The sequence below is a fragment of the Microcoleus sp. Aus8_D2 genome (assembly GCF_036702665.1).
Lineage (GTDB): Bacteria > Cyanobacteriota > Cyanobacteriia > Cyanobacteriales > Microcoleaceae > Microcoleus.
In genome coordinates this window covers 86,614-110,814 of record NZ_JAUBUN010000019.1, presented here as the reverse complement: position 1 = coordinate 110,814, position 24,201 = coordinate 86,614, and the positions used below count along the sequence as shown (strand labels likewise).

Sequence of the window (24,201 nt, the reverse complement as noted above, 5' to 3'; positions counted from 1 at the left end):
GCTGATTGGATGTATGCAAGCTGGGTATTTTAACCTCGATCGCCACAAATTTACGATATTCACAATCCAATCAAACCAGTAATGCGTATTATAAGAGGAACCACGGCTAGCTATTAGCTGCTGACTGCTTAAATCAAGATTCCTCAAATTTGGAAGAAAAATATGAACCGGAAAGTGCTTTATTTGATTGTTGGTCTGACTCTAACGGCTAGTCTGTATGCCTGCTCTGAGACTCCTAGTAGCACAAATCAGGCTGCTCCTAACGCTTCCCCCGATGCGATGAAGAGTCCCGATGCGATGAAGAGTCCCGGTGCGATGAAGAGTCCTGATGCGATGAAGAGTCCTGATGCGATGAAGAGTCCTGATGCGATGAAGAGTCCTGATGCGATGAAGAGTCCTGGTGCTATGAAGAGTCCTGATGCGATGAAGAGTCCTGGTGCTATGAAGAGTCCTGATGCTATGAAGAGTCCTGATGCTATGAAAAAATAGCCTCCACTAAAGACATCACCGAATTTAAATTGCTTATTTGGGGTGAGGCTCAAAGCCCACCCCACAATAATTTGATTGTGTCTTTATATACAATTTAAATGTTGAGAGAGCTTAGTTTATGCCGATCGCGCTTCACACTACCCTTCATAATCGCATTCACAGCGGTAGAGTTGGAAAAAACGGAGCTAACCAAAGCTGTATCTTAACATCCCAACCCAAAATAATCGCGATCGCACTTCCGACAACAATTAGACCGCCGATTCTTTGTAAGGCTTCACTGTGGGGGCGCAAACGTAATAAGTGCTGGCTGAAATAACGTCCCCCATAGGCGATCGCCAGTAGCGGCAACCCAGCGCCCAAACCGTACAAAATCAATAAAACAAACGCAGTTACAGGCTGAGGATTGACAACAGCTAAAACCAGAATACTCGCCAGAACAGACCCCCCACAAGGTGTCCAAAGCAAGCCGAGTTGGGTTCCCAGCCAAAATTCGCCAACCAACCCTACTCGTGCGGGTGCTTTCAGCCAATTTTCAAAATGTAAGTATTTAAACAATAGTTGGTAACTCTGCGGAAAAATGGCACTGAACCCAGCAATCAGAAGAAAGGCAAGTGCTCCTGTTCGGAGGATGCTAGCAAAGCTGACAAACCAGCCTGATGTCACTCCCAACAAGCTCCCAATTGCCGCAAAACCCGCGATTAATCCTGATACCAAAGCAAAGGGGCCGTAGCGATGAGATTGCAGGCTGCGTCCTAATAATATGGGTAGGATTGGTAAGACGCAGGGCGAAAGAATTGTCAAAAATCCTGCTAGTAGGGCGACACCACCCGAAGTTAGTGAAATTGCCATCTAATTACCCTAATAACTTGACAATTGTCTGTTCAGTTTCCTCATAACCTCCTTCTCCAATATGGTCATAGCGCTGAATGCCTTGGCGATCGGCTAAAAATAAATGGGGCCAGTATTCATTCTGGTAAGCTGCCCAAGTTTTAAAGTCGTTATCCATAGGCACTGGATAGGTAATTTGGTGTTGCTGTAAAGCTTTTTTGACGTTGTTGGCATCCCGCTCAAAGGGAAATTCTGGGGTGTGTATGCCTACAATCTTCAATCCGCGATCGGCATATTGCTGGTGCCAGCGGACGATGTAGGGCAGAGTGCGCTGACAGTTAATGCAGCCAAATGTCCAAAATTGCACCAACACCACTTTGCCTTTAAGATCGGCTATTTTCAGCGGCGCAGAATTGAGCCACTGGCTGATGCCTTGAAACTCTGGTAAAGACTTTCCTGTTGGTGAGGCAGCAACGTTCTCGACTGTCGGTAAATTAGGACTTGTAGCAGGAGCGGGTATGGGGATATTGTCTGAGTTAGAAGTTGGGATAGTATCTTTCTTAACGCCACAACTGAGAGCAGTTCCACTAACTCCCAGCCCTAAATACCAAAGTAATTTGCGTCGCTTCAGTCTGCGATCGTTCATAAACTAATGTCCTTGCTTATTTAGTTTATATACGGAGATGGCCGGAAATTGGATGTTTTAGGCAAAGAGGAAAAATTTTAAATCCAAAATAGAGTCAGCTTCGTATTAAGTTAGAGACTGCTAAAAACCCAGTCTATTCTAAACTTACGCAAAAAGTGGTTTCTACTCGTTACCAGGCTCCAGCCTGGTAACGCATATCTGGAGGCTCTGCCTCCATTTTCCCAAGCGAGGCAGAGCCTCTGGATCTCGGTTCCCGGGCTGGAGCCTGGGAACCAGTTAAACTTAGGCAAAGAGTGGTTTTACTTGCTACTTATAGCGATAAGGTGTGCAGTGCACACCCTAGATATAGAGGTTTTGCATAAGTCCTGTTGTTGTCACCCTTACACATTATGGATTCATCTGCTCCTGCTAAAAAAACTCGGTCTAAACCTTTACCGAGTCAGGCTAATTTGGCGAAGTTATTTCACTGGTTGAATATCATTAGTCTAGTTCTGATGATTGGCAGTGGATTGCAAATTTACAACTCAAATCCGGTTTTTGGTGGGCGGGGAGGATGGCAGTTCCCACCCATATTTTTGCTAGGCGGTTGGCTGGCTGGCGGCAGGCATTGGCATTTCGCCGCCATGTGGTTGTTTGCACTCAATCTATTTTGGTACGGTCTCTATATTTTCATCACCCGCCGCTGGCAGCATCGTTTTCTCGGCTATAATGACCTGAAAGCTTTGCAGAATTCCCAGAACCAGAAGCGCAAAAATTATTCATGGCACCGCCTAGCTTACACAGCAATTATTCCGGTTTTGCTGCTAGCTTTATTTAGCGGAATTGGAATGTATAAACCTGCTCAATTCCACTGGATTGTTGATTTGTTCGGTAGTTGGCAGGCGCTGAGAGTCGTTCACTTTATATCGGTTCCTACCGTCATCATCTTTGCAATAATTCACTCTTTGCTCGGCCTCAAGGTAGGGGGTTCGCGCCTAATTAAGTCAATTTTTTGGTAGAGGTTTTCTCATGTTTCCAGACTCTCCTCGTTTGTGGCAGCGCCGCCAATTTCTCCAATTATCTGGACTTTCTAGCATCGGTTTGGTTTTAGGCGGTTGTGGGTTAGTTCGATCTGATAATATAATCGGGAAAACTTTTGAACCTCTCAACCAAAGTGTTGAAGCTTTGTTGTTGAATCCTCAAAAACCTGTGCCGGAATTTCCTGTAAGTGCGATCGAGCCGAATGCTTTAATTATCAATACCTTTGATTCTACTCCAAACATCGATCCAAAAGCTTTCCGTCTGATAATTGATGGTGAGGTAAATCGTCCCCTCAACCTCAGCCTGGAACAACTTCATGTTATGCCTTTGAGTGTGATGACAATTCGCCATGTTTGTGTTGAGGGTTGGGCTGCTATTGTGCAGTGGGGTGGGGTGCGGCTGCGGGATTTGGTAGCCCTTGCTCAACCCAAGGCAAATGCTCGCTACATTTATTTTAAGTCTGCTGATGGCTATTACGAAAGTTGGGATATGCCTTCGGCTTTGCACCCGCAGACTTTGATGGTTTATCAGAAGAATGGTAATCCTCTGAGTGTTGAGAATGGTGCGCCTTTACGTCTCGCATCTCCAATTAAGCTGGGTTACAAACAAAGTAAGTGGGTGACTCGAATTACTTTGGTTGGTGAATTGCTGCCTAAAAAGGGTTACTGGGAGGATCAAGGTTATGAGTGGTTTGGAGGACTGTAATACGATTTTAGATTTCGGATTTTAGATTTTCGATTGGGGATGATTTTTAGTTACAGGATTTACGCACCCAGACCAAAGAAACCGAGTTTTTACCTGATCTGCGGACTACGGCGAAAGATTTTCGTAAAAAACCCGGTTTCTAGCTACCCGTGGGTAAGTCCTAAGTTAGTTAATTAGCAAGTGGATGATGAATAATGAATAAACGATTCTTTTTACAAGCTGGTGCAGCAACAGTAGGCATCGTATGGTTGTCGCGCTATTTACCTGGGAAGTCAAATGTTATGGCTGCTTCTAAGGGTGTTTTTGAAGTTACTAAAACTGAGGAAGAGTGGCGCAAAATCTTGACACCGGCACAGTTTGATGTGTTGCGAAAACACGGCACTGAACGCTCTCACACTAGCATTCTCGACAAGCAATACGGGAAGGGGATTTATGCGTGTGCTGGGTGCAAGTTGCCACTTTTTTCATCGCAAACTAAATTTAATAGCGGTACTGGTTGGCCAAGTTTTTACGATCCGATAAAAGGGGCGATCGCCACATCGATCGATAATTCGCTGTTTGGAACTAGAATTGAAGTCCATTGTCGTCGCTGCGGCGGGCATTTGGGCCACGTATTTGATGATGGCCCTGCACCTACTGGCAAACGTTACTGCATGAATGGTGTTGCGATGAAGTTTATTGCTGGCTGAGGTTCTTTCACTGCGATCCGAGAAACCGGGTTTCTGCGTAAATCTCGGTGAGGATGCTTAAATTATCGTAGAAACCCGGTTTCTTGCACGTGGGGTGTCGAATCCCATAATTATCGACGCGCCAGACGGCAGGTGCAGGCGGATTCGCGCGGATGGTATAGTGATTTTTGGGACGAAAGGGCGATCGAGGTTATGAATGACGGCTGAAGAACTTTTAGAAAGATACGCCAAAGGCGAACGAAAATTTCGGAGTGTACAGCTAAGTGGTGTAGACCTTCAAGGTGCAGACTTAAGCGGGATAGATTTAGAGGGTGCCAATTTGTCTAGGGCAGAATTGAGTGAAGCAATCCTGATTAAGGCTAACCTTCATGGGACAAACCTTAGCAGGGCATCATTAAAAAGTGCGAATTTGAGCAAGGCCACATCTAGTTCACAAAATCTATCTTGGGCAGACCTCAGCGGTGCTGACTTAAGTGGAATCTACTTGATTAACGCTAATTTGACTCATGCCAATCTAAATAAAGCAAACTTGAGGGGAGCAAATCTAGCCTCTGCTAATTTAACTTTAGCTTCTTTGATTGAGACTAACCTGACCCTCGCCAATCTGACTGATGCAAATTTGACAGGGGCAAATTTTACTAAGGCAGACTTAAGTCGTGCGGAGTTAGGTGGCGCAGAAATTCTACAAACTAATTTTCAAGGAGCTAATTTACAAGAAGTAAATATGCCTAAATTTGGTTGTTCTAATGAGAATTTAGCAGAGGCTAATTTGAGTCGGTGCGACTTGGAAAAAGCCTATCTTAACAAAGCTAATCTACAAAGAGCTAACCTAGAGCAAGCCAATTTGCAAGGGGCGCAATTGTCCGATGCAAATCTGGAGGGAGCCGATTTGAATCGCTGCGACTTGGCAAAGGCATATCTCGGCAAAGCTAATCTGCAAGGGGCAAACCTAGAGGAAGCCAATCTGCACGAGACAAATTTGAGCAATGCAAATTTGAAAGGAGCCAATTTGAAAAGGGCTAACTTGATGAATGCAAACAGCTATGGTTGGAATATTGAAAATGCAGATTTCACTGGTGCTATAATGCCCGATGGAGAAATCTACCAGCCAGAAACCTCTGACGCAGAACTCTACGAACCCGAATCCTCGGAAAAATTATCCCAAAAAGTGACTTCTATGACGCGCAAAATTATTCGTACTGACAAAGCACCTGCACCCGTGGGCCCTTACAATCAAGCGATCGCCGCAACGGGCACTATGCTGTTTGTAGCCGGTCAAATTGCGATCGACACTAGACTAAACGATATCGTCTACACCGACGACGTGGGCAAGCAAACCGAACAAGTGATGGCAAATCTGGAAGCGATTCTCACAGAAGCCGGCGCTACTTGGTTGGATGTGGTAAAAACTACGGTGTTTCTCAAGGATCTGAATGATTTTGCCGCCGTGAATGCGGTTTATGGGAAATATTTTGATTCTGCAACTGCGCCGGCGCGCGCTTGTGTGGAAGTTGCTCGTTTACCGAAGGATGTTTTGGTAGAGATTGATTGTATTGCTGTTATTTAAACTCGGCAGCCTGAACCTTCGGCAGACTCGGCGGTTGAAACCGCGTCTATACAAGCGATGTCCGATCTCAGAGGGACTAAGAGAGTAAAATCGATCGCCCGACAAGCATATTTTATGCCAACGGGCGCATCAATGCTCCTGTAGTTCGGGAACCTGAATCTTCGGTAATTCCTTCCACTCAGGCTCAATGGGTGAGTAACGACAATAGCATACCGCTAAACAGTCATACTCAGCATTCGGAATCTTGGGAGTGTACTCCTCTACGTGCGACACTTCCCAGTCTCCCCAGCGAACATGAGTGCTGACAGCAGGGGATTTAGGCTCTTTACTTTCCGTAAATTGGGCAAAGTGCCGCAGGCGATCGCCCGTTTGAGGCAGGGGTTTGCTTGAGTAATCATAATGTTCTGCCAGGATACTCGTTAGAGCACCTGTATGCGAAAGCGATCGATCCTCCCATCCTGGGGAAGATAGCGATTCAGTCTTGAATACGATCAACCGTTTCGGCATTGTCATTAATCAATATCTGTCAAAATCTTAGCACGGAGATTCCAGAAATCGAAGGGTAAAGTGCGCGACTGTCTTTACTCCCACAGCCGATCGCACAAAGTCGATCTGTCGCTGTCGCGCACTCTACACCCAAATCAATCTGAAACAATCAGATTTAATCTCAATTAGCAATTAGGAATTACTAATTAGTAATTACCAGTTACCAATCAGCAATTAGCAATTACTCCAAAAGCAATTACCAATTACCAACTGTCAACTACTTATTCAGCGCTTCGCGGGCGGCTACCGCTTCGTCGGGATGAATGTTCAAACGGGTCAAATTAATTCGACCTTTATTGTCAATTTCTCGCACTTTGACAATCACTTCATCATTCACTGCTAACTCGTCTTCCACTTTCCCAACGCGGTAGTCCGCTAACTGGGAAATGTGAATCATTCCTTCTTTTCCTGGCAGAATTTCCACAAAAGCGCCGATCGGAATAATTCGAGTTACGCGGCCGACATACACGTCTCCAGCATTCAACTTGCGCGTCATGCCTTGGACAATATTGTAAGCCCGCTGAGCTTTTTCGCTGTCGTTACCAGCAATTGTCACGGTTCCGTCATCTTCGATGTCAATTTTGACACCAGTTTCTTCGGTGATGGCTTTGATGGTTTTGCCACCAGGCCCAATTACCAAACCGATGAATTCGGGATCGATTTTCAGCGTTAGCAAACGCGGTGCAAACGGCGACATTTCCTTGCGGGGAGTGTCGATGGTTGCTAGCATTCTTTCTAAGATGTGCAGTCTCGCGGGTTTGGCTTGGCGGATGGCAGTGGCAATTACATCTAAGGGCAAACCTTTGATTTTCATGTCCATCTGCAAAGCAGTAATTCCGGTGTCGGTACCGGCTACTTTGAAGTCCATGTCGCCTAAGAAGTCTTCAATTGCCTGAATGTCAGTCAAAATTCGGACTTCATCGCCTTCTTTGATTAATCCCATTGCCGCGCCGCTGACGGGTTGGGAAAGGGGCACGCCTGCATCCATTAACGCTAGGGTTGAGGCGCAAACTGAACCCATTGAGGTTGAACCGTCGGAAGAGAGGATTTCGGAAACTACGCGAATGACGTAGGGGAAATCTTCTTTGGATGGCAAAACTGGCAGCAAAGCGCGTTCTGCGAGGGCTCCGTGACCGATTTCTCGGCGTCCTGGCGATCGCATCGGCTTGGTTTCTCCCACGGAATATGGTGGGAAATTGTAGTGATGCAGGTAGCGTTTGTCTTGCTGCGGGTGCAAGTCGTCTCCTAAATCTTGGGCATCTCCTGGAGTTCCCAGGGTAGCTGCGGATAAGACTTGGGTTAAGCCGCGATTGAACAACGCACAGCCGTGTACTCTTGAAGGCAAGACGCCTACGCGACAAGAAACGGGTCGCACCTCGTCTAGCTTGCGGCCGTCTACACGGACGCCATCTTCGATGATTTGCTTCCGCATCATTTTCTTGGTAACGTCTTTGAAAACGTTGCCGATCGCCTTGCTGTTGGCGGTAGCCGCTACTTTGATCGGATCGTCTTCGGCAAGTTCGGCGATCGCAGATTCGACTGCATTTGCCTTCACTTCGTCCAAAGCTGCATTCCGTATTGTTTTGTCTTTTTCAAATCTTGACAAAATGATGCGGATGGGTTCTTGAGCGCGATCGCGAATAAAGTTTTCCAGGGCCATATCTGGCGATGGCCGTTCCTCTACCACCAAATCGATGCCCAATTCTGCCATGATTTCGCGCTGGGCTTGAATCAAGTCACAGGTTGCTTCGTAGCCGAAGTCGATCGCCTCGATGATATCCTGTTCGGGTAATTGGTTCGCGCTGGCTTCCACCATGATTACTCCGTCTGGAGAACCTGCTACCACTAGATCCAATTCACCTTCTTTGATTTCGCTGTAGGTGGGGTTGATGATGAAATCGTCCCCTACCAAACCGACTCGCACGGCAGCCATTGGCCCGTAAAACGGCATTTTCGCCAGCAGAATCGCGACGGAAGCTCCTGTTACCGCCAAAACGTCTGGCGGCACTTGTTCGTCCATCGACAGCGTGGTTGCTACAACTTGGATGTCGTCTCGCAGCCAGCTAGGGAATAGCGGACGCAACGGGCGATCGATCAAACGCCCAGTCAAAGTCACTTTTTCTGGGGGACGCCCTTCCCGGCGCAAAAATCCACCGGGAATTTTACCGCCAGCGTAGAGTCTCTCTTCGTAATCCACCAACAGGGGCAGGAAATCAATTCCCTCTCTCCCCTGCGATCGAGTCGCCGTCACTAAAACCGCCGTGTCACCCGACTGAATCAAAACTGCACCGCCTGCTTGAGGCGCCAGTAAACCAATCTTCAGTCTAATATCCCGTCCATCAAAGGATATTGACTTGTCTATCTCTACCATGTAGCACTGCTTCCTTATCTACCACATTCTTTCTCTGTCGGGATCGTAACATTACCACAGGAGGTTTGAGAGTCGAATGCCAAAAGACAGAGATTATCAGCGGGCGATCGACTGTCGGGGCCTCGATTGTAAGCATTTATACTTTTTGATGTTTTTTCGGATTCACAAGGTCGATGCACAGGAGCGATCGCCCGCCAAACACCTGCCATAGATGGTACGATGAATTTTCGATTTGGGAATTGGGAATTGGGAATTGGGAATTGGGAATTGGGAATTGGGAATTGTTTCTAATGACTGATGACTGAGGACTGATGACTCGCTTTTAGGCGGTTGGTTAAAAAAATATCATTCATAAATCAAATAGGACTGTTCTAAGAAGTCTCGCAATTAAATAAAATTATCAGGATTGAAAAAATGGGTATTTTACACGGCAGTTGGTTATTAGAGCGCCAAAAAACTGGCTTATTTATTTGGGGAGAAACTTGGCGTAAAATTGGGGCGATAGATACCGTTGAATCGGGGATGAGCCTACAGCATCCCTTAGGAATGACCGAAGCTGAACTGAAGACTTTTCTAACTTCCTTGCAGCAGTCGGGCAAACTCAACTGGCAATTACCCGAAACCGCAGATATTCAGGATAAAAGTAAGAAGACTAGACGATCGCCCAAAACGACCACCGCAGCCATTCCTGCGGAAAATTTATCGATTCAGAGGCAAGTTAGGGCGATCGCACTTCCCACCCAAATTTCGGCAGACAACGCTACACTAATCCCGCAGCACTCAGCAGCGACAGCACTGGATGAACCAGCCAAAACTGAGGAAATTTATCTTTATCCTTGGCAAGTCGAAGGTTATTTACTCAACCCTCAAGCAGCTTTTGTGTTCTTGCAATCATTGCCGCTCAATAGCACAGAACCAGACTCTTTTGTCGGATCGGATTTGCGTTTTTGGTCTCATATTGCTAGGTGGAGTTTGGATTTGTTGGCGAGATGCAAATTTTTGCCAGCATTAGAACCACAACCTGACGGTTCTGCTATTGCTAAATGGCAACCTTTGTTAGATAGTTCTACTGATATTCTCCGTTTCGCTACTTTTTCTAGGCAAATGCCGGCGGCTTGTCGAATATATCAGAAGAAGGAAGAAGGTTCGGCAGCGGATTTTGTAGCGGATGTAACGGATGTAATAAAAGAAGGTTCGCCAGAAAGTAAGGTACGGGATATTGCGGTGGATTTGCCGGTGGGGGCCCAGGATTTGGTGTTGGGGTTTTTGAGTAGTGTGGTAGATTGTGAAGTGCGATCCTCTTCGAGGGCTGCGCTAACGGCTGCTGGCTCAACTTTAGATATCAAAGCAGTTTCCCCAACCCGCGAATGGTTGCAAGCTTTGCAGCAGGAATCTGGGATTGTGCGCGCCGAATCAGCAGCTTTAGAAAAATTGGCAACCAAGCTGACTGCTTGGGCTGCACCGCTGCAAAATCAACTATCTCAACAAAATCAATTTCACACTTGTTTTCAACTAATACCGCCGTCGCCCGGTAAAGTTAACTGGAGTTTAAATTATTATTTGCAAGCAGTAGATGAAACCGATTTTTTGGTAGATGCGATAACTGTTTGGAACAACTCAGTCGAGCGTTTGAATTATGCAGGGCGGACAATTGAATTGCCTCAAGAAACTTTACTCAGCGGATTGGGTTTAGCCTCGAAACTTTATCCGTTAATTGAGCCTAGTTTGCAAGCACAACGACCGCAATCTTGTCAACTAAATCCACTGCAAGCTTACGAGTTTATTAAGTCTGTGGCTTGGCGGTTTGCTGATAGCGGGTTGGGCGTGGTTTTGCCGCCGAGTTTGACTCATACTGATGGTTGGGCGAGTCGTTTGGGTTTGAGCATTCAAGCGGAAACAACCCCCCCCAACCCCCCCTTGCTAAGGGGGGGAGCAGGAGAAAGCGGCAAGGGGGGATTAGGCTTGCAAAGTCTGTTAAGTTTTAAGTGGGAATTGACGATCGGCGGACAGCGCATTTCTAAGGCGGAGTTTGACAGATTGATCGCGTTGAATTCGCCTTTGGTGGAAATTAACGGCGAGTGGGTGGAGTTGCGCGCAACCGATGTCAGGGCGGCTCAAACTTTCTTTGCTAGTCGCAAAGAGCAAATGACTCTTTCTTTGGAAGATGCTTTGCGGTTGGCTTCGGGCGATTCTCAGATGATTGAAAAGTTGCCGGTGGTGAATTTTGAAGCAACTGGTCAACTTCAGGAATTGTTGAATACTTTAAGCGACAATCAGGCCGTAAGTGCGATCGCAACTCCAGCCACTTTCCGAGGACAGTTGCGGCATTATCAAGCGCTAGGGGCTGGTTGGTTAGCCTTCTTAGAACGCTGGGGTTTAGGTGCTTGTCTCGCGGACGATATGGGTTTGGGAAAGTCGATAGAGTTAATTACTTTCCTCTTGCACTTACAAGAAAAAGATGCTTTGGAAGCTCCAACATTACTGGTTTGTCCAACATCATTATTAGGCAATTGGCAGCGCGAAGTCAAGAAGTTTGGCCCGACACTGAAAGTGTTACTTCATCACGGAGACAAACGCGCTAAAGGTAAAGCATTTGCGGCGGCGATTAAGGGTAAGGATTTAATCGTTACCAGTTACGCCCTGGTATTTCGTGATGCTAAGGAAATTCAAAGCACTAAATGGCAAGGATTGGTTTTAGATGAAGCGCAGAATATTAAAAACTCCGAGGCGAAACAGTCGCAAGCAGTACGACAAATCGAGGCATCTTTTAGAATTGCGCTGACGGGAACTCCGGTGGAAAATAGATTGCAAGAATTGTGGTCAATTTTAGAGTTTCTCAATCCAGGCTATTTGGGGCCGCGCAATTTCTTTCAGCGCCGGTTTGCTATTCCCATTGAGAAATATGGAGATAGAGAATCATTGCATACTTTGCGATCGCTCGTGCGGCCTTTCATCCTCCGCCGCCTCAAAACCGACAAGGAAATCATCCAAGATTTGCCGGAAAAACAGGAGATGACGGTATTTTGCGGGCTGGCGTCAGGACAGGCGGCGCTATATCAGAAAGTAGTTGAAGAGTCAATAGCTAATTTAGAATCAGCCGAAGGCATTCAGCGCCGGGGCATGATTCTGGCTTTGCTGGTCAAACTGAAGCAACTTTGCAACCACCCTGCCCTTGTAAATGCAGACGCTAAGCCCAAAGAATTGAGCATTAACAGCCAAGAATCGGGAAAATTGCAGCGGTTGGTGGAAATGTTGGAAGAGGTTGTCGCTGAGGGCGATCGGGCTTTGATTTTTACTCAATTTGCTGAATGGGGAAAACTCCTGAAACCGCATCTAGAACAGCATTTAGGGCGAGAAGTTTTGTTTTTGTACGGCGGCATTAAGCAGCAGCAGCGGGAAGAAATGATCGATCGCTTCCAGCACGATCCGCAAGGCCCGCCGATTATGATATTATCGTTAAAAGCTGGCGGCACCGGTCTGAACTTAACCAGAGCAACCCACGTTTTTCACTATGACAGGTGGTGGAATCCCGCAGTAGAAAATCAAGCAACTGATCGGGTATTTCGTATCGGCCAAACCCGTAACGTGCAAGTCCACAAATTTGTCTGCACCGGCACGTTAGAGGAAAAAATTCACGATATGATCGAGAGCAAGAAAGCTCTCGCCGAACAAGTAGTCAGTGCGGGCGAAAATTGGCTTACCGAACTCGATACAGACCAACTGCGGAATTTATTGATTCTCGATCGCAATGCTATTATAGAAACAGAAGAAGAATAATTTTCATGGTTCGTAGTGAGGACTTCAGTCCTTCTTTCTTGCGGACTAAAGTCCTCACTACAAGCCTTATTATTTCTTTCTTGCTTTATTTATTCCTCCTGCATGAATGCGGACTAAAGTCCTCACTACGAACCTTCTTCCTTCTTCCTTCGGCTTATGATTGACAGAGAATGGTGGACACAACAATGGCTCGATTTAATCAATACCTACCGCTTCAAAAAGCGATTAGAACGCGGCTGGCAATATGCCCGCGAAGGTAAAGTTCTCAGCATTAATTTTCCCAACCAAGAAGTAATTGCCATAGTTCAAGGAACTGATCCTAAACCCTATCAAGTTTCTTTGGGACTCGATACCTTAACTGATGAAGATTGGGGTTACGTGATTGAAAATATGTCGCAAAGAGCGGTGTTTTCAGCTAAACTATTGGCAGGAGAAATGCCGCACAATATTGAAGATGTCTTTGCAGCGGCCGGTAAAACCCTATTTCCGTTAAGTTTGTCCGATATTCGATCGCGCTGCACCTGTCCCGACCCGAAAAATCCTTGCAAACACATCAGTGCAGTATACTACTTGTTGGGCGATCGCTTCGGCGAAGACCCTTTCGTACTGTTTCAACTGCGCGGTAGAACTAAAGAGCAAATCTTGACCGCACTCCGCCAGAGACGGGGTACCCAAGCAGAGGAAAATGCCCAACTCCACTCCGACGAAAATTCCCCGACTGCGAATGCTAAATTGCCGAAGGTCGATCGCTTTTGGGAATACAACCAGCAGCTAGAATCTTCTTTAGTAGTTATTGTACCGCCGCCCAGCAGCGAAACAGTGTTAGATATTTTAGGCCCAATTCCCCTCGCCACCGACGGAAAAGGAACAACTACCAAATCGTCCCCCGCATCAGACGCCATCAAGCAGCATCTTAGCAAAATCTACCAAGCAGTGAGCCAGCAAGCAGTTTTAACAGCACTCAAACGGGGCGAAGGAGACTAATAACTTATTCTTTCTTTCTGGTAATTATGCAAAGTCTCAGAAACCCGGTTTCTCAGAAAATATCTGTTGGGTGGCGAAAGCATCTCGGAAGAAACCGGGTTTCTGGTAATTATGCAAAGTCTCAGAAACCCGGTTTCTCAGAAAATATCTGTTGGGTGGCGAAACATTTGGAGAGAAACCGGGTTTCTGGGAATTATCAATCACGTTAAGAAACCCGACTTCTGATACCAATTTCAAAAAATAATACAACTAATTACGTTTAGCAGAAGGAGGGTTTGTGAAACGCAACCAAGTTGCCAAAGTAGCTACCGCGAAAACTGAAGCAAAACTAAAAGTCAAGAAAGTTTCAAAGGCTGACATAATGCTGTTCCTCTTTATTTGAGCGATCGAATAAGTCTTTATCCTTTATATTTATATCAATATCGATCGGCTTTTTCAATGCGATCGCGCATAAGTTTTTACTGCTTTAACTTTTGTTACATAACTTTACATAACTTTACATAACTCTCATTTGACTCATGATTTCTATCAATTCCTGGGGGCGTTCAATCAAAAAATCGGGATGGTGTGCAGCCAAAGCCTCCTGAGAATTAAAACCCCAACTTACAGCAATTATCTTAATTCCAGTTTTTCTAGCAGCGTCTATATCTCGGATTTCATCTCCCACATAAACTACTTCTTCAGGATTTATATGCTCTCTTTTTAGCCATCTATTAATAACTTTATGTTTGCCAAAAGTTGAACCTGAATAAATAAACGTGAAAAGGCCTTGCAAACCGTTTATTTCCAGCGAAGCTAAGACATTATCTCGGGAATTAGAGGTGATAATACCCAGTTGAAAACCTAGATTTTTTAATCCCAGCAAAACTTCTTTAATTCCCGGGAATAATTGAATATTGGGAATTTCACTGCGCAATTCTGCTTTCAATTTTCCAATCAGCAGCGGGAATTTGAAGATAGAAATGCCAGAATACCTCAGGATTTGCCAAGAAGTTAAATTGCTCAGTTGAGCGAGTTCCTCTTTGGTCGCAGACTTAAAGCCGAATTCTACTGACAAACGGTTGGTGATGCTCAGAAGAATATCGATTGTATCTGCTAAAGTACCGTCAAAATCAAAAATCATTACTTTGGTCATGGGACAATAGCAAATAAGGAACGGGGCATCATACTATAGCGGTTCTCTGAAAGATGAGGTATGTCTGGTAATTGGGAAAAAGGTAATTGGGAAAAAGGTAATTGGGAAAAAGGTATGTATTACAAGCTTTCTGAGGTTTCTGGGAGTAAATATGGTCTTCGTGTGTGTGTTCTCCCTAGCGATCGTAGCAGAATTTGGCATACCTCATCTTTATGAGAACCGCTATATACGCAGATTAACGCAGATGCATTTCAAGATAATTTGGGAATGAGTGCAATCTTGTCTAATGTATTAGCTCTCATGCAATACGCGATTGTTAACACTATTTGTACCCCGGAGCTCCCCCGCGCATACCCCCTACTCGACCCCTACTCCCCTGGTTGTAGGGGAGTAGGGGTTGACGAAAGAGAGCTTTCTTGTTCCCCCTGCGCGGGGGGTTTAGGGGGGATCAGCCTTAAATGAACCGTATTGAACTCTAATGACTAATGACTAATGACTGTTGACTGTTGACTATTGACTATTAATTTGATTTGCTTTTGCATTCCGCCGCAGCATTTCGGGTTTAATTCGCCGCAGCGCGGAAGCTGTAAATCGGCGGCTCCACTCTTCGTCGGAAATTTCGGCTAATTCTGCAAGTGTCGGTGCTATGTTTTCTGGATAAGGCTCAAATTCTGCAATATCAGTTGGTTTGGCAAATCGCTGATTCCAGGGACAAACATCTTGACAAATGTCGCAACCTGCTACCCAACCTTGTAAATTAGATGCAATTTCGTCGGGCAATTTTTCGGCTCGATTCTCGATCGTATGATAAGCTATGCACCGATCGGCATTCACGACAAAAGGCTCAGTAATCGCTCCCGTCGGACACGCCTCGATGCAGCGAGTGCAAGTACCGCAATGTTGGGTGTGTGGCGCATCCGGCGCTAACTCCAGATTAGTCAAGATTTCGCCCAAAAACACCCAAGAACCGTATTCGCGCGAAATTACATTACCATTTTTGGCAATCCAGCCAATCCCCGCCCGCTGCGCCCACATTTTATCCTGAACCGGCCCGGTATCAGCATAATAACGCGCTTCAATTCCTTCGCCGTGCGATCGCACCCAATTTGCTAACAGCTTCAGTTTTTTGTGCAGAATTTTGTGATAATCCCGCCCCCAACCGTAGCGAGAGATCTTAGCATATTCGATCGCTGCATCGTCCCCCCCCTCCAATGGGGGATTCTCGGGGCGTTGGTGAGGCGTGTAGTAGTTGATGGCGACACATATTACTGACTGCACATCTGGCACGAGCGATCGAATATCCAGCCGTTTCGGATTTGCCATCCATCCCATATCCGCCTGATAACCCTTGTCCAGCCAAGCCTGCAATCTTTGTGCATCTACCTGCGTTTGGGCCTCTGCTGAGGCGATCCCGACTTTGTGAAATCCCAACTCTAGGGCTTTTTGCTTCACCAAAATGCTGCTAATTGGCGCTTTCATTTGACACCCTGGAAATATTTACATTTTATATTGACTGTGTAGAGTTTATATGATATGTAAAACGATTTTAACGATCGGCTTCCTAAATAAACTAATTGGGAACAAAGGCTAGTGACGGCGATCGCAATTTACCAAGACATTGATTATAGTTTTGTAACTCAACTATATGTAATTGATATTTGCAATATTTAACAAAACGTTACATGATTTTAATCAAGGGAGTTAGAAATTCGCAAACGACCGTACCTCATTAAAATCGCGAATCTCACAAAATACACATGGCAGTTAGTATTCAATCAGCTCAGTCTATTTTCTCGAACACCGAGATTGCTAGCGCTGTTCCGGCTACAACGGAAGCGTTCTACAAACTCAGCGTTGAAGACCAACTCGCACTGCTCTGGTATGCTTACACCGAAATGGGCATTTCCATCACCGCAGCCGCCCCGGGAGTAGCCAGCATGGCGCTTGTCGAAGGCGTGCTTAGCGAAATCAAGCAGATGTCGCCTGCTGCTCAAAGCAAAACCATGTTTGACCTCGCCAGCAACGCCGACACCACCATCGGCCGGATTTATACTTCCTTGCGCGTCAACACCAAACTCGGTTTCTGGTACGAGTTGGGACAGTTGATGAAACAGGGCGCTGTCGCTCCAGTCCCCGCTGGCTATCAACTGTCTCCCGAAGCCACTCAAGTCCTTGAAAGCATCAAGAAGCTCGATCCGGGCCAACAAATTACTGTACTTCGCAACACCGTAGTTCACATGGGCTACGATCCCGATTTCAGCCAAGAATACGGCAAACGCTCTGCTCCTCGCAGCACTCCTACCGCTGCTGCTGAGCGGGTGAAAACCCAGATTGAGGGTATCAGCGAGCAAACTGTGCTCAGCTACATTGACAACATGAACGCCTTTGACTTCACCCCGGCTGTGGGTTTATTTGCTGAAGACGGTGCTCTGCAACCGCCTTTCCAAAAGCCGATCGTTGGTCGCGAAGCTATCCTCAACTATATGCGGGAAGAGTGCGTCGGTCTGAAAATGATGCCGAAGCAAGGTGTATCCGAACCCGCAGAAGACGGCTACCGCCAAGTTAAAGTCACCGGTACTGTCGAAACTCCTTGGTTCGGCGCGAATGTGGGTATGAACATCGCGTGGCGGTTTATGCTAGATCCCCAAGGTCAAATTTTCTTTGTGGCGATCGACTTGTTGGCCTCTCCTAAGGAATTGCTCAACCTGATGCGCAAATAGAATCTTCTTGTTTGACTAACGCAAACAGAATTCTACAAAAACCCAGATGCCTTAAGGTGTCTGGGTTTATGCTATTTTGGATTTTGGATTTGAGATTTGAGATTTGAGATTTGGGAATGACTTACTGCATAAGGGTTTGGAGCTGACCTACTGTTGCATTTTTTTTGAAAGTAGGATTGATTTTGGTCGATCGCCCTGAAAGCTGCGAGCGACACTAAAATTTATTTTTTAAGTAAAATAAATTCTCCAGCTCTACCTATATCTTTTGAGGGATTTGCTGCGACAAAGAGAATGATTAGAGTAGACTCATTAATCTCAAATCACTTCTTTTTTATGACCACCACAACTAGACCTATTTTAACTCGCTCTATAAATATTGCCGGCATCACAAAGCCCGCAATACTGCGATATTTTGAAACTTTAAACGCGGGCGATTTTGAAGAGACGGCTAATTTGTTTGCTGATGACGGGGTTCTCCACGCGCCGTTTGAAGAGCCAATTATCGGCAAAAGCTCGATCGCCACTTATCTAATAACCGAAGCCCGAGGAATGCAGCTCGAACCCCAGCAAAGTGTCAGCAAAATTTTAGAAGATGGCACAGTTGAAATTCAGGTCAGCGGCCGGGTGCAAACTTCCGCATTTGGTATTAATGTCGGATGGGTATTCCTGCTCAATTCTCACGAAGAAATCCTTGCTGTGACAGTCAAGCTGTTAGCTTCTCCTCAAGAATTGCTCACTCTACGGCCTAAGAAATTCGGTTCTTGATATAGGAATTATCTAGGGAGTGAGGGTAACTACTCAATAACCGCTGGTGATTTTAGAGAATCTGAACGATAGCCAACGAGTTTAGGTGGTTCCAGCCTGACTCTTCACTGACTTACCAGCGGTTTTTGTGTTTTTTCAGCGGTTTTTGAGCAGTTACGAGTGAGGCACAAATTGTTCATTCAGTTGAAAGTTGACAGTTGATAGTTGACAACACTTGACAAAGGAAAGAAGAGGATTGGAGTAATGAATCATCTGCTTCTAATTTCTCCTTAAAAGGGTTCCGGCTTTAAACCAATTTATTTCAGGTAAAACGAGGGGTTGTTTGCTTAACTCGCGATCGAGGTGCGTCGCTACTCTAAAAGTCGCTTTTCTTTACTGATTTTTAATAGCGACGCACCCTACAGCTACTGTTGCATAGAATGCCTGAAAATAGATCTTAATTGCTTAAGACCCTTGCTTTTACTGCTTGTTTCTTCTTAATTCCTTCTTCTTGCTTCGGCTCTACAATCTTAGAGTCTGGTTAGAGAGGGACGAGATTGCACGAAAAAGTGGCTGTCACCGCACGGTGCGACAGACAACCACTAGAATCAAAAACATTGTCAATCACTAATGACTAATGACTAATGACTAATGACTAATGACCAACGGCTAATTAAGATTTTTCCGGTAAACTCGCTTCCAGCTTTAGACAGTTGCGACCGTCTAATTGCAAACTGTAGTCCACCCGATCCATAAGTCTGCTCATAATCAGCCAGCCATAGCCGCTTTCCTGTTTAGCTTCCGGCCTTGGGGGACTGTAAGTATCCATTTCGTAACCTTTACCGTAATCCCAAATTTCTAAACCAATATCCCGATTTTTTAAATTCAAGCGAATTAACACCGGCAAATTTGGTTGATCTTTGTGAGCATGGCGGATCACGTTAGAATAGGCTTCTGCTAACACCAAGCGCAAACGATTCGACTGGCGCGGCCAATCGACGTGCTCTCCTAGCTCAACTTCCAAACTGCTCAGCAACCAATTTTCAACAATTGTTAAGAACCGCAAGTCGCTTGGCACATGAAGCTCAGTATTCATAAAAAAATCCTGTAAGTTTGGAAGCCCTGTGTCTTCAGACCAGGGATGAAATACGACACGCCACATTAATTTGGCGTTAATATTTGCCGCTACATGAAGGATACTCAATACCGGGCGATCGATGCAATAGACTTTTGTTTGAAAGCATCGATCGAAAAGCATCAGTTAAGAGTTAGGCATTGATGCCCTAATTCTGTAAATTTTGCCGTTAGCGAAGCTTGCAGCTATTGGATCGCCCGCGTTCCATGAGGTAATCTGTAGCCTGTCAACTTAGCGCTTCAGTTTTTGACACCCAAAGCCCCCGACTATGCGTCGGGAGTTGCTGACAGATTCAGAGAACCTCCAGAGAGAGTATAGTTTGGTCGTCTTCCTGAACCGGATTGTCAGCTCGGATGTAAGCCAACAAATTGTCCAAGTTGATGGAACCAGGCTCCTGAATCAAAAGTTGCCAAAGCCCTTCTTGTTGTAGCATAGAACGGGTTGGTTCGCCCCCTGCGACCGCCGCAGTGGTCACGCTAGCTTCAGTAATCCCGTCACTTGTCAGCAGAAATACATCTCCTGACTTTAATTCGATCGCACCTGCTTTACCTTTCCAGACTGGTAGTATCCCCAAGGGAATACCGCGAGCTTTGAGAAAATTCGGCTCTGCTGGCGTTGCACCGCTAGCGGCCTGAGCTTGCACTTCCGAGTGAGACCAAACGATCGGATAAATGTGACCGGCATTAGCAAAAGCCAAGTGTCCCGTTGACGGAGTATAACGAGCAACAACCATTGTAATAAAATGGTTGTTGCCGATCAGGTCGTCAGACATAGTGCTATTCATATTCTGCATAACTCGATCTGGCTCGGGAGAAACTTCTTGAGAAAGTTCGCGCCGCATCACCGAAATCGCGCTAGCCATAAATAGAGCAGCCGGAACACCCTTACCTGAAACATCACCCACCGCTATCCAAATATCGCCTTGAGAGTGGACGTAGACTTCAAAAAAGTCACCGCCAACTTCCCGCGCCGGATAACAACAAGCTTGCACCCTGACAGTTTCAAAATCCGGCCAACTTTGGCGCAACAAGTTTGTTTGGATTTGGCGAGCCACTTCCAACTCGTTTTGCATCTGCTTGGCTAAATCCAGAGTCCGCTGGTAGAGTTTAGCTTGAGACAGGGCGAGAGCAGCTTGAGCTGCTACACTTTCGATTAACTCTATCTCTTCTCCCGACCAAGGGTTAGTGCCACCTTGCTGACACAGAGCCAGTACCGCCAGCAAGTCTTGCTGATAAGTCAGGGGCACAGCAATCTCAACCGAGTTACCGTCACTCCCGCTGTTGGTGTTGACTTGAGTTTGGCGGCTAGCTACGGCTTCCACCAGCAAATTTTCATTAAAAGAAAAGCTGCTGGATTCCGCGGCTTGGGCTTGGTAGGGGAAGTTACTGGGTAATAGTCGATCGGCCTCTACCGGCCGCAGCATACAATAGTTGGCCTCAAAAGTTTGACCTACGGTTTGAACAATAGTTTGTACCATACTAGAGTAATCTAGCGACCCGCGAATCACGCCCATCACCTCATTGAACAGAGATTCCCTGCGTAAAGCGCGGCGCAGTGCAACGCTGCGCTGCTTGTAGTATTTGTAAGTTTCTGACGCTTGATTGATAACTGATTTCAGTTCTTCAGGATTCCACGGTTTGGTGATGTATTTGAACACTTGACCTGCATTGATTGCTTCTACCAAGTCTTCAACATCTGTGTATCCAGTCAGCAGAATCCGAATCGTATCGGGAAAGCGATCGACTGTTTTCCCCAAGAACTCGGTACCATTCATTTCTGGCATCCGCTGGTCAGATATAATCACCGCCATCTCGCCCTGTTCGTCTAGAACGGACAGGGCGCTGAGAGCGCTATCTGCTTTGTAAACCTGAAAATCGCGTCGAAACGTCCGGTACAGCAAATCCAAGTTGTCGGGTTCGTCATCGACCACCATTAGTTTCAGTTTGCTTCCATCTCCCCGACTCATGCTATTCCCTACTCCTAGGCGAATTAATCAGGTCTAAAACTAGCTTGTCAAGTACCCTCTTCTGATTCAGCGGAGCCAAATCTGCGTGAGGGGTTCGGGTTTCATAGGTCAGTGCCATGTTAGTGATACCACAAGGAAGTTCGGAACTTGCATCCGGGATCGGTCTTACCTGACCTCGCCTTGGTTTGGAGCTCGTCCTTTATTCCCGTTGCTGCCGAATCAAGTTAATTTTTCTGCCAGTCTGAGCTTAGCAGAACGAGAGCGGGGATTTCTAGCTACTTCTTCGGATTGTGGCACGATCGGCTTTTTTGTCAGTACCTGCAAACAGTCTGCTGCTCTGAGTTGGTGCTTAACCGGCCTGTCTTCGAGACTGTGAAAAGTAATGATACCGATTCTCCCGCCGGGTTTCAACCATTTAGGCGCTTGGTTGAGGAAAGTATCTAAAGAAGTTAGTTCGGAGTTGACAGCTATCCTTAAAGCTTGGAAAGTGCGAGTTGCGGGATGGATTCTACCGTTGCGCTGCTTGGGTGGGAAGCTGCTAGCGATCGCACCTGCAAGTTCTGTAGTAGTTTCAAAAGGACGCGATTGCACAATCCGCCTCGCGATGCGCCGCGACAGTCGTTCCTCGCCGTATTTGTAAATAATATCTGCCAGTTTAACTTCATCCCAGTGATTGATAATCTCTTCTGCGGTCAAAGATTGCTGCTGGTTCATACGCATATCTAGTTGAGCGGGATGGCGAAAACTGAAGCCTCGTTCCGCTGTATCGAACTGAGCCGAGCTGACGCCCAAGTCTGCTATAATACCATCAAATTCGGCATCAGGCGACCTGTAGTCAGCAAAATTGCCGTGCCAAAACTCGACTGGCGCGTTGGCAAATCGGGCCCCGCAAAAACGGATGGCTTGTTCGTCGCGATCGATCGCCACCACACTCACATCAGGCGCCGCCGCTAAAATCAAACCCGTGTGTCCCCCGCCCCCAAGCGTCGCATCCAAATAGCGGCCGCCGGGACGTACAGCTAAACCCGCAATTAACTCGCTGGCCAAAACAGAAACGTGATAAGTCTCAATACTGACATCTGATGCAGGAGTCTGCTTCTCAGACGGCTCGATATCCTTCATAATTTATAAGAACGAAACAAAAATCAACAATAATCAGTAGTCAGTAGTCATTAGTCATTAGTCAGTTGTCAGTGGTCAGTAGTCAGCAGTCAGTCGTCAGTGGTCAGTCGTCAGTGGTCAGTCGTCATTAGTCATTCCCAATGACCTGTTTGCCCAATGCCAAATGACCTGTTTGGCCTGTTTGCCCCATGCCCACTGCCCGATGCCCGATGCCCGATGCCCGATGCCCAATGCCCAATGCCCCATGCCCAATGCCCAATGCCCAATGCCCCATGCCCAATGCCCAATGCCCAATGCCCCATGCCCAATGCCCAATGCCCAATGCCCAATGCCCAATGCCCGATGCCCCATGACCAATGCCCAATGCCCAATGCCCAATGCCCAATGACCAATTACCAATTCAATTATTATGTCAAGAATTGAGACGAGAACCGAACCAATGGTGCTCAACATGGGGCCGCACCACCCATCAATGCACGGGGTACTCCGGTTAATTGTCACCCTAGACGGCGAAGATGTAGTGGACTGCGAGCCTGTTTTGGGCTATCTACACCGCGGCATGGAAAAAATTGCCGAAAACCGCACCAACGTGATGTACGTCCCCTACGTGAGCCGCTGGGACTACGCTGCGGGGATGTTTAACGAAGCGGTGACAGTGAATGCACCGGAAAAGTTGGCAAATATTGCTGTCCCCAAACGGGCGAGTTACATTCGGGTAATCATGCTGGAGTTGAACCGGATTGCTAACCACTTGATGTGGGTAGGGCCATTTTTGGCCGACGTGGGCGCGCAAACTCCCTTTTTCTACACTATGCGCGATCGCGAACCAATTCTCGACTTGTGGGAAGCAGCCACCGGCTACCGCATGGTAAACAACAACTACTTCCGCATCGGCGGAGTCGCAGCAGATTTACCCTACGGTTGGGTAGACAAATGCGAAGATTTCTGCGACTACTTCCTTCCCAAAATTGACGAATACGAACGCTTAATCACCAACAACCCTATCTTCCGCCGCCGGATTGAAGGTTTGGGTACAATTTCTCGCGCCGAAGCGATTAACTGGGGACTCTCCGGCCCCATGTTGCGCGGTTCCGGCGTAAATTGGGATTTGCGGAAAGTTGACCATTACGAATGCTACGACGACTTCGACTGGGAAGTTTGCACCGAAGCTGCGGGCGATTGTTTGGCCCGTTACTTAGTCCGAATTCGGGAAATGCGCGAGTCAGTTAAAATCCTCTATCAAGCCTTGAAAGGACTCCCGGGCGGCCCTTACGAAAACCTGGAAGCCAAGCGCTTAGAAAGCGGGCCAAAATCTGAATGGAACAGTTTCGACTATCAGTTTATTGGCAAAAAAGTAGCGCCGACTTTCAAAATTCCCAAGGGCGAACATTACGTGCGGGTGGAAAGCGGTAAGGGTGAGTTGGGAATCTATATTATCGGCGATGACAGCGTGTTTCCTTGGCGCTGGAAGATTCGGGCTGCGGATTTCAATAATTTGCAGATTTTGCCCCACATCGTGCGCGGTGTAAAGATTGCGGACTTGGTGGCGATTCTGGGCAGTATCGATATTATCATGGGTTCTGTCGATCGCTAAATTTCGACTGGTTTCGCTCCGATCTCATGTCCGGTCAATTACCCAATAAAAGTGTTTGTAGTGAGGACTTTAGTCCTCTCTCATCAGAGGACTAAAGTCCTCACTACAAACCAATTTTATATTTTTTTTAGAGCGGATAGCGTAGGATAATCTAAGTAAAAAG

At 46.6% G+C, this 24,201-nt stretch carries 21 protein-coding genes; 11 read left to right on the top strand and 10 right to left on the bottom strand.

Annotated features, from left to right (window positions below):
* Positions 1-162: 162 nt before the first annotated feature.
* Positions 163-489, top strand: a complete 327-nt coding sequence (locus tag QUB64_RS17005; RefSeq protein WP_333269868.1) for a hypothetical protein — start codon at positions 163-165, stop codon at positions 487-489.
* Between the two features lie 156 nt (positions 490-645).
* On the opposite strand, the gene QUB64_RS17000 is transcribed toward QUB64_RS17005, so the two are convergent.
* Complete coding sequence (locus tag QUB64_RS17000; protein WP_333269865.1) at positions 646-1,338, bottom strand: cytochrome c biogenesis CcdA family protein; 693 nt, start codon at positions 1,336-1,338, stop codon at positions 646-648.
* Positions 1,339-1,342: 4 nt separating this feature from the next.
* The gene (locus QUB64_RS16995; RefSeq protein ID WP_333269862.1) at positions 1,343-1,963 is read right to left on the bottom strand and encodes a thioredoxin family protein; all 621 of its coding nucleotides are present in this window, start codon (positions 1,961-1,963) and stop codon (positions 1,343-1,345) included.
* 389 nt (positions 1,964-2,352) lie between these two features.
* Here QUB64_RS16995 and QUB64_RS16990 point away from each other — a divergent pair, with 389 nt between their 5' ends.
* From QUB64_RS16990 to QUB64_RS16975, 4 genes are all read left to right on the top strand, one after another.
* Positions 2,353-2,961 (top strand): cytochrome b/b6 domain-containing protein, encoded by a 609-nt coding sequence (locus tag QUB64_RS16990; RefSeq protein WP_333269859.1) that lies wholly within the window; start codon positions 2,353-2,355, stop codon positions 2,959-2,961.
* Between the two features lie 10 nt (positions 2,962-2,971).
* A complete protein-coding gene (locus QUB64_RS16985) occupies positions 2,972-3,688 on the top strand; it encodes a molybdopterin-dependent oxidoreductase (protein ID WP_333269856.1) in 717 nt (238 codons plus the stop codon).
* Positions 3,689-3,882: 194 nt separating this feature from the next.
* Positions 3,883-4,377, top strand: coding sequence for a peptide-methionine (R)-S-oxide reductase MsrB (gene msrB, locus QUB64_RS16980; protein ID WP_333269853.1), 495 nt, complete (start codon positions 3,883-3,885; stop codon positions 4,375-4,377).
* A gap of 196 nt (positions 4,378-4,573) precedes the next feature.
* Complete coding sequence (locus QUB64_RS16975) at positions 4,574-5,944, top strand: Rid family detoxifying hydrolase (protein WP_333269851.1); 1,371 nt, start codon at positions 4,574-4,576, stop codon at positions 5,942-5,944.
* Positions 5,945-6,073: 129 nt separating this feature from the next.
* Here QUB64_RS16975 and QUB64_RS16970 read toward each other — a convergent pair whose 3' ends face one another.
* The gene (locus QUB64_RS16970) at positions 6,074-6,457 is read right to left on the bottom strand and encodes a hypothetical protein (protein WP_333269849.1); all 384 of its coding nucleotides are present in this window, start codon (positions 6,455-6,457) and stop codon (positions 6,074-6,076) included.
* 250 nt (positions 6,458-6,707) lie between these two features.
* Positions 6,708-8,861: a polyribonucleotide nucleotidyltransferase gene (locus QUB64_RS16965; protein ID WP_333269846.1), complete on the bottom strand. Its 2,154-nt coding sequence runs from the start codon at positions 8,859-8,861 to the stop codon at positions 6,708-6,710.
* Between the two features lie 76 nt (positions 8,862-8,937).
* Here QUB64_RS16965 and QUB64_RS16960 point away from each other — a divergent pair, with 76 nt between their 5' ends.
* The 3 genes from QUB64_RS16960 to QUB64_RS16950 all read left to right on the top strand — a co-directional run bounded on the left by QUB64_RS16960 (position 8,938) and on the right by QUB64_RS16950 (position 13,622).
* Positions 8,938-9,072, top strand: a complete 135-nt coding sequence (locus QUB64_RS16960) for a hypothetical protein (protein WP_333269843.1) — start codon at positions 8,938-8,940, stop codon at positions 9,070-9,072.
* A 203-nt stretch (positions 9,073-9,275) separates the two neighbouring features.
* Complete coding sequence (locus QUB64_RS16955) at positions 9,276-12,638, top strand: DEAD/DEAH box helicase (protein WP_333269839.1); 3,363 nt, start codon at positions 9,276-9,278, stop codon at positions 12,636-12,638.
* 156 nt (positions 12,639-12,794) lie between these two features.
* Positions 12,795-13,622, top strand: a complete 828-nt coding sequence (locus QUB64_RS16950) for an SWIM zinc finger family protein (RefSeq protein ID WP_333269836.1) — start codon at positions 12,795-12,797, stop codon at positions 13,620-13,622.
* A gap of 496 nt (positions 13,623-14,118) precedes the next feature.
* Here the strand turns inward: QUB64_RS16950 and QUB64_RS16945 are convergent, their stop codons facing one another.
* Positions 14,119-14,757, bottom strand: a complete 639-nt coding sequence (locus QUB64_RS16945; protein WP_333269834.1) for an HAD-IA family hydrolase — start codon at positions 14,755-14,757, stop codon at positions 14,119-14,121.
* Positions 14,758-15,267: 510 nt separating this feature from the next.
* Positions 15,268-16,236, bottom strand: coding sequence for a tRNA epoxyqueuosine(34) reductase QueG (gene queG / locus QUB64_RS16940; protein ID WP_333269832.1), 969 nt, complete (start codon positions 16,234-16,236; stop codon positions 15,268-15,270).
* A 278-nt stretch (positions 16,237-16,514) separates the two neighbouring features.
* On the opposite strand from queG, the gene QUB64_RS16935 reads away from it, so the two are divergent.
* Complete coding sequence (locus tag QUB64_RS16935) at positions 16,515-17,477, top strand: orange carotenoid protein N-terminal domain-containing protein (RefSeq protein WP_333269830.1); 963 nt, start codon at positions 16,515-16,517, stop codon at positions 17,475-17,477.
* 333 nt (positions 17,478-17,810) lie between these two features.
* Positions 17,811-18,242: a nuclear transport factor 2 family protein gene (locus QUB64_RS16930; RefSeq protein ID WP_333269828.1), complete on the top strand. Its 432-nt coding sequence runs from the start codon at positions 17,811-17,813 to the stop codon at positions 18,240-18,242.
* A gap of 652 nt (positions 18,243-18,894) precedes the next feature.
* On the opposite strand, the gene QUB64_RS16925 is transcribed toward QUB64_RS16930, so the two are convergent.
* The 4 genes from QUB64_RS16925 to QUB64_RS16910 form a co-directional block, all read right to left on the bottom strand.
* A complete protein-coding gene (locus QUB64_RS16925) occupies positions 18,895-19,317 on the bottom strand; it encodes an ATP-binding protein (protein WP_293256122.1) in 423 nt (140 codons plus the stop codon).
* 331 nt (positions 19,318-19,648) lie between these two features.
* Positions 19,649-21,322 carry a SpoIIE family protein phosphatase gene (locus QUB64_RS16920; protein ID WP_333269826.1) on the bottom strand — a complete coding sequence of 558 codons (1,674 nt, stop codon included), beginning with the start codon at positions 21,320-21,322 and terminating at the stop codon, positions 19,649-19,651.
* A gap of 219 nt (positions 21,323-21,541) precedes the next feature.
* Entirely contained in the window at positions 21,542-22,444 is a 903-nt protein-coding gene (rsmH, locus tag QUB64_RS16915; RefSeq protein ID WP_333269823.1) for a 16S rRNA (cytosine(1402)-N(4))-methyltransferase RsmH, read from the bottom strand.
* A gap of 117 nt (positions 22,445-22,561) precedes the next feature.
* A complete protein-coding gene (locus QUB64_RS16910; protein WP_333269960.1) occupies positions 22,562-22,897 on the bottom strand; it encodes a hypothetical protein in 336 nt (111 codons plus the stop codon).
* Here QUB64_RS16910 and QUB64_RS16905 point away from each other — a divergent pair.
* Positions 22,854-24,038, top strand: coding sequence for an NAD(P)H-quinone oxidoreductase subunit H (locus QUB64_RS16905; protein WP_333269820.1), 1,185 nt, complete (start codon positions 22,854-22,856; stop codon positions 24,036-24,038). The genes QUB64_RS16910 and QUB64_RS16905 overlap by 44 nt on opposite strands.
* Positions 24,039-24,201 lie beyond the last annotated feature (163 nt).

Coding starts and splice junctions, on each gene's coding strand:
- QUB64_RS17005 (WP_333269868.1), top strand. CDS start 163: ATGAACCGGAAAGTGCTTTATTTGATTGTTGGTCTGACTCTAACGGCT.
- QUB64_RS17000 (WP_333269865.1), bottom strand. CDS start 1,338: ATGGCAATTTCACTAACTTCGGGTGGTGTCGCCCTACTAGCAGGATTT.
- QUB64_RS16995 (WP_333269862.1), bottom strand. CDS start 1,963: ATGAACGATCGCAGACTGAAGCGACGCAAATTACTTTGGTATTTAGGG.
- QUB64_RS16990 (WP_333269859.1), top strand. CDS start 2,353: ATGGATTCATCTGCTCCTGCTAAAAAAACTCGGTCTAAACCTTTACCG.
- QUB64_RS16985 (WP_333269856.1), top strand. CDS start 2,972: ATGTTTCCAGACTCTCCTCGTTTGTGGCAGCGCCGCCAATTTCTCCAA.
- msrB (WP_333269853.1), top strand. CDS start 3,883: ATGAATAAACGATTCTTTTTACAAGCTGGTGCAGCAACAGTAGGCATC.
- QUB64_RS16975 (WP_333269851.1), top strand. CDS start 4,574: ATGACGGCTGAAGAACTTTTAGAAAGATACGCCAAAGGCGAACGAAAA.
- QUB64_RS16970 (WP_333269849.1), bottom strand. CDS start 6,457: ATGACAATGCCGAAACGGTTGATCGTATTCAAGACTGAATCGCTATCT.
- QUB64_RS16965 (WP_333269846.1), bottom strand. CDS start 8,861: ATGGTAGAGATAGACAAGTCAATATCCTTTGATGGACGGGATATTAGA.
- QUB64_RS16960 (WP_333269843.1), top strand. CDS start 8,938: ATGCCAAAAGACAGAGATTATCAGCGGGCGATCGACTGTCGGGGCCTC.
- QUB64_RS16955 (WP_333269839.1), top strand. CDS start 9,276: ATGGGTATTTTACACGGCAGTTGGTTATTAGAGCGCCAAAAAACTGGC.
- QUB64_RS16950 (WP_333269836.1), top strand. CDS start 12,795: ATGATTGACAGAGAATGGTGGACACAACAATGGCTCGATTTAATCAAT.
- QUB64_RS16945 (WP_333269834.1), bottom strand. CDS start 14,757: ATGACCAAAGTAATGATTTTTGATTTTGACGGTACTTTAGCAGATACA.
- queG (WP_333269832.1), bottom strand. CDS start 16,236: ATGAAAGCGCCAATTAGCAGCATTTTGGTGAAGCAAAAAGCCCTAGAG.
- QUB64_RS16935 (WP_333269830.1), top strand. CDS start 16,515: ATGGCAGTTAGTATTCAATCAGCTCAGTCTATTTTCTCGAACACCGAG.
- QUB64_RS16930 (WP_333269828.1), top strand. CDS start 17,811: ATGACCACCACAACTAGACCTATTTTAACTCGCTCTATAAATATTGCC.
- QUB64_RS16925 (WP_293256122.1), bottom strand. CDS start 19,317: ATGAATACTGAGCTTCATGTGCCAAGCGACTTGCGGTTCTTAACAATT.
- QUB64_RS16920 (WP_333269826.1), bottom strand. CDS start 21,322: ATGAGTCGGGGAGATGGAAGCAAACTGAAACTAATGGTGGTCGATGAC.
- rsmH (WP_333269823.1), bottom strand. CDS start 22,444: ATGAAGGATATCGAGCCGTCTGAGAAGCAGACTCCTGCATCAGATGTC.
- QUB64_RS16905 (WP_333269820.1), top strand. CDS start 22,854: ATGTCAAGAATTGAGACGAGAACCGAACCAATGGTGCTCAACATGGGG.
- QUB64_RS16910 (WP_333269960.1), bottom strand. CDS start 22,897: ATGTTGAGCACCATTGGTTCGGTTCTCGTCTCAATTCTTGACATAATA.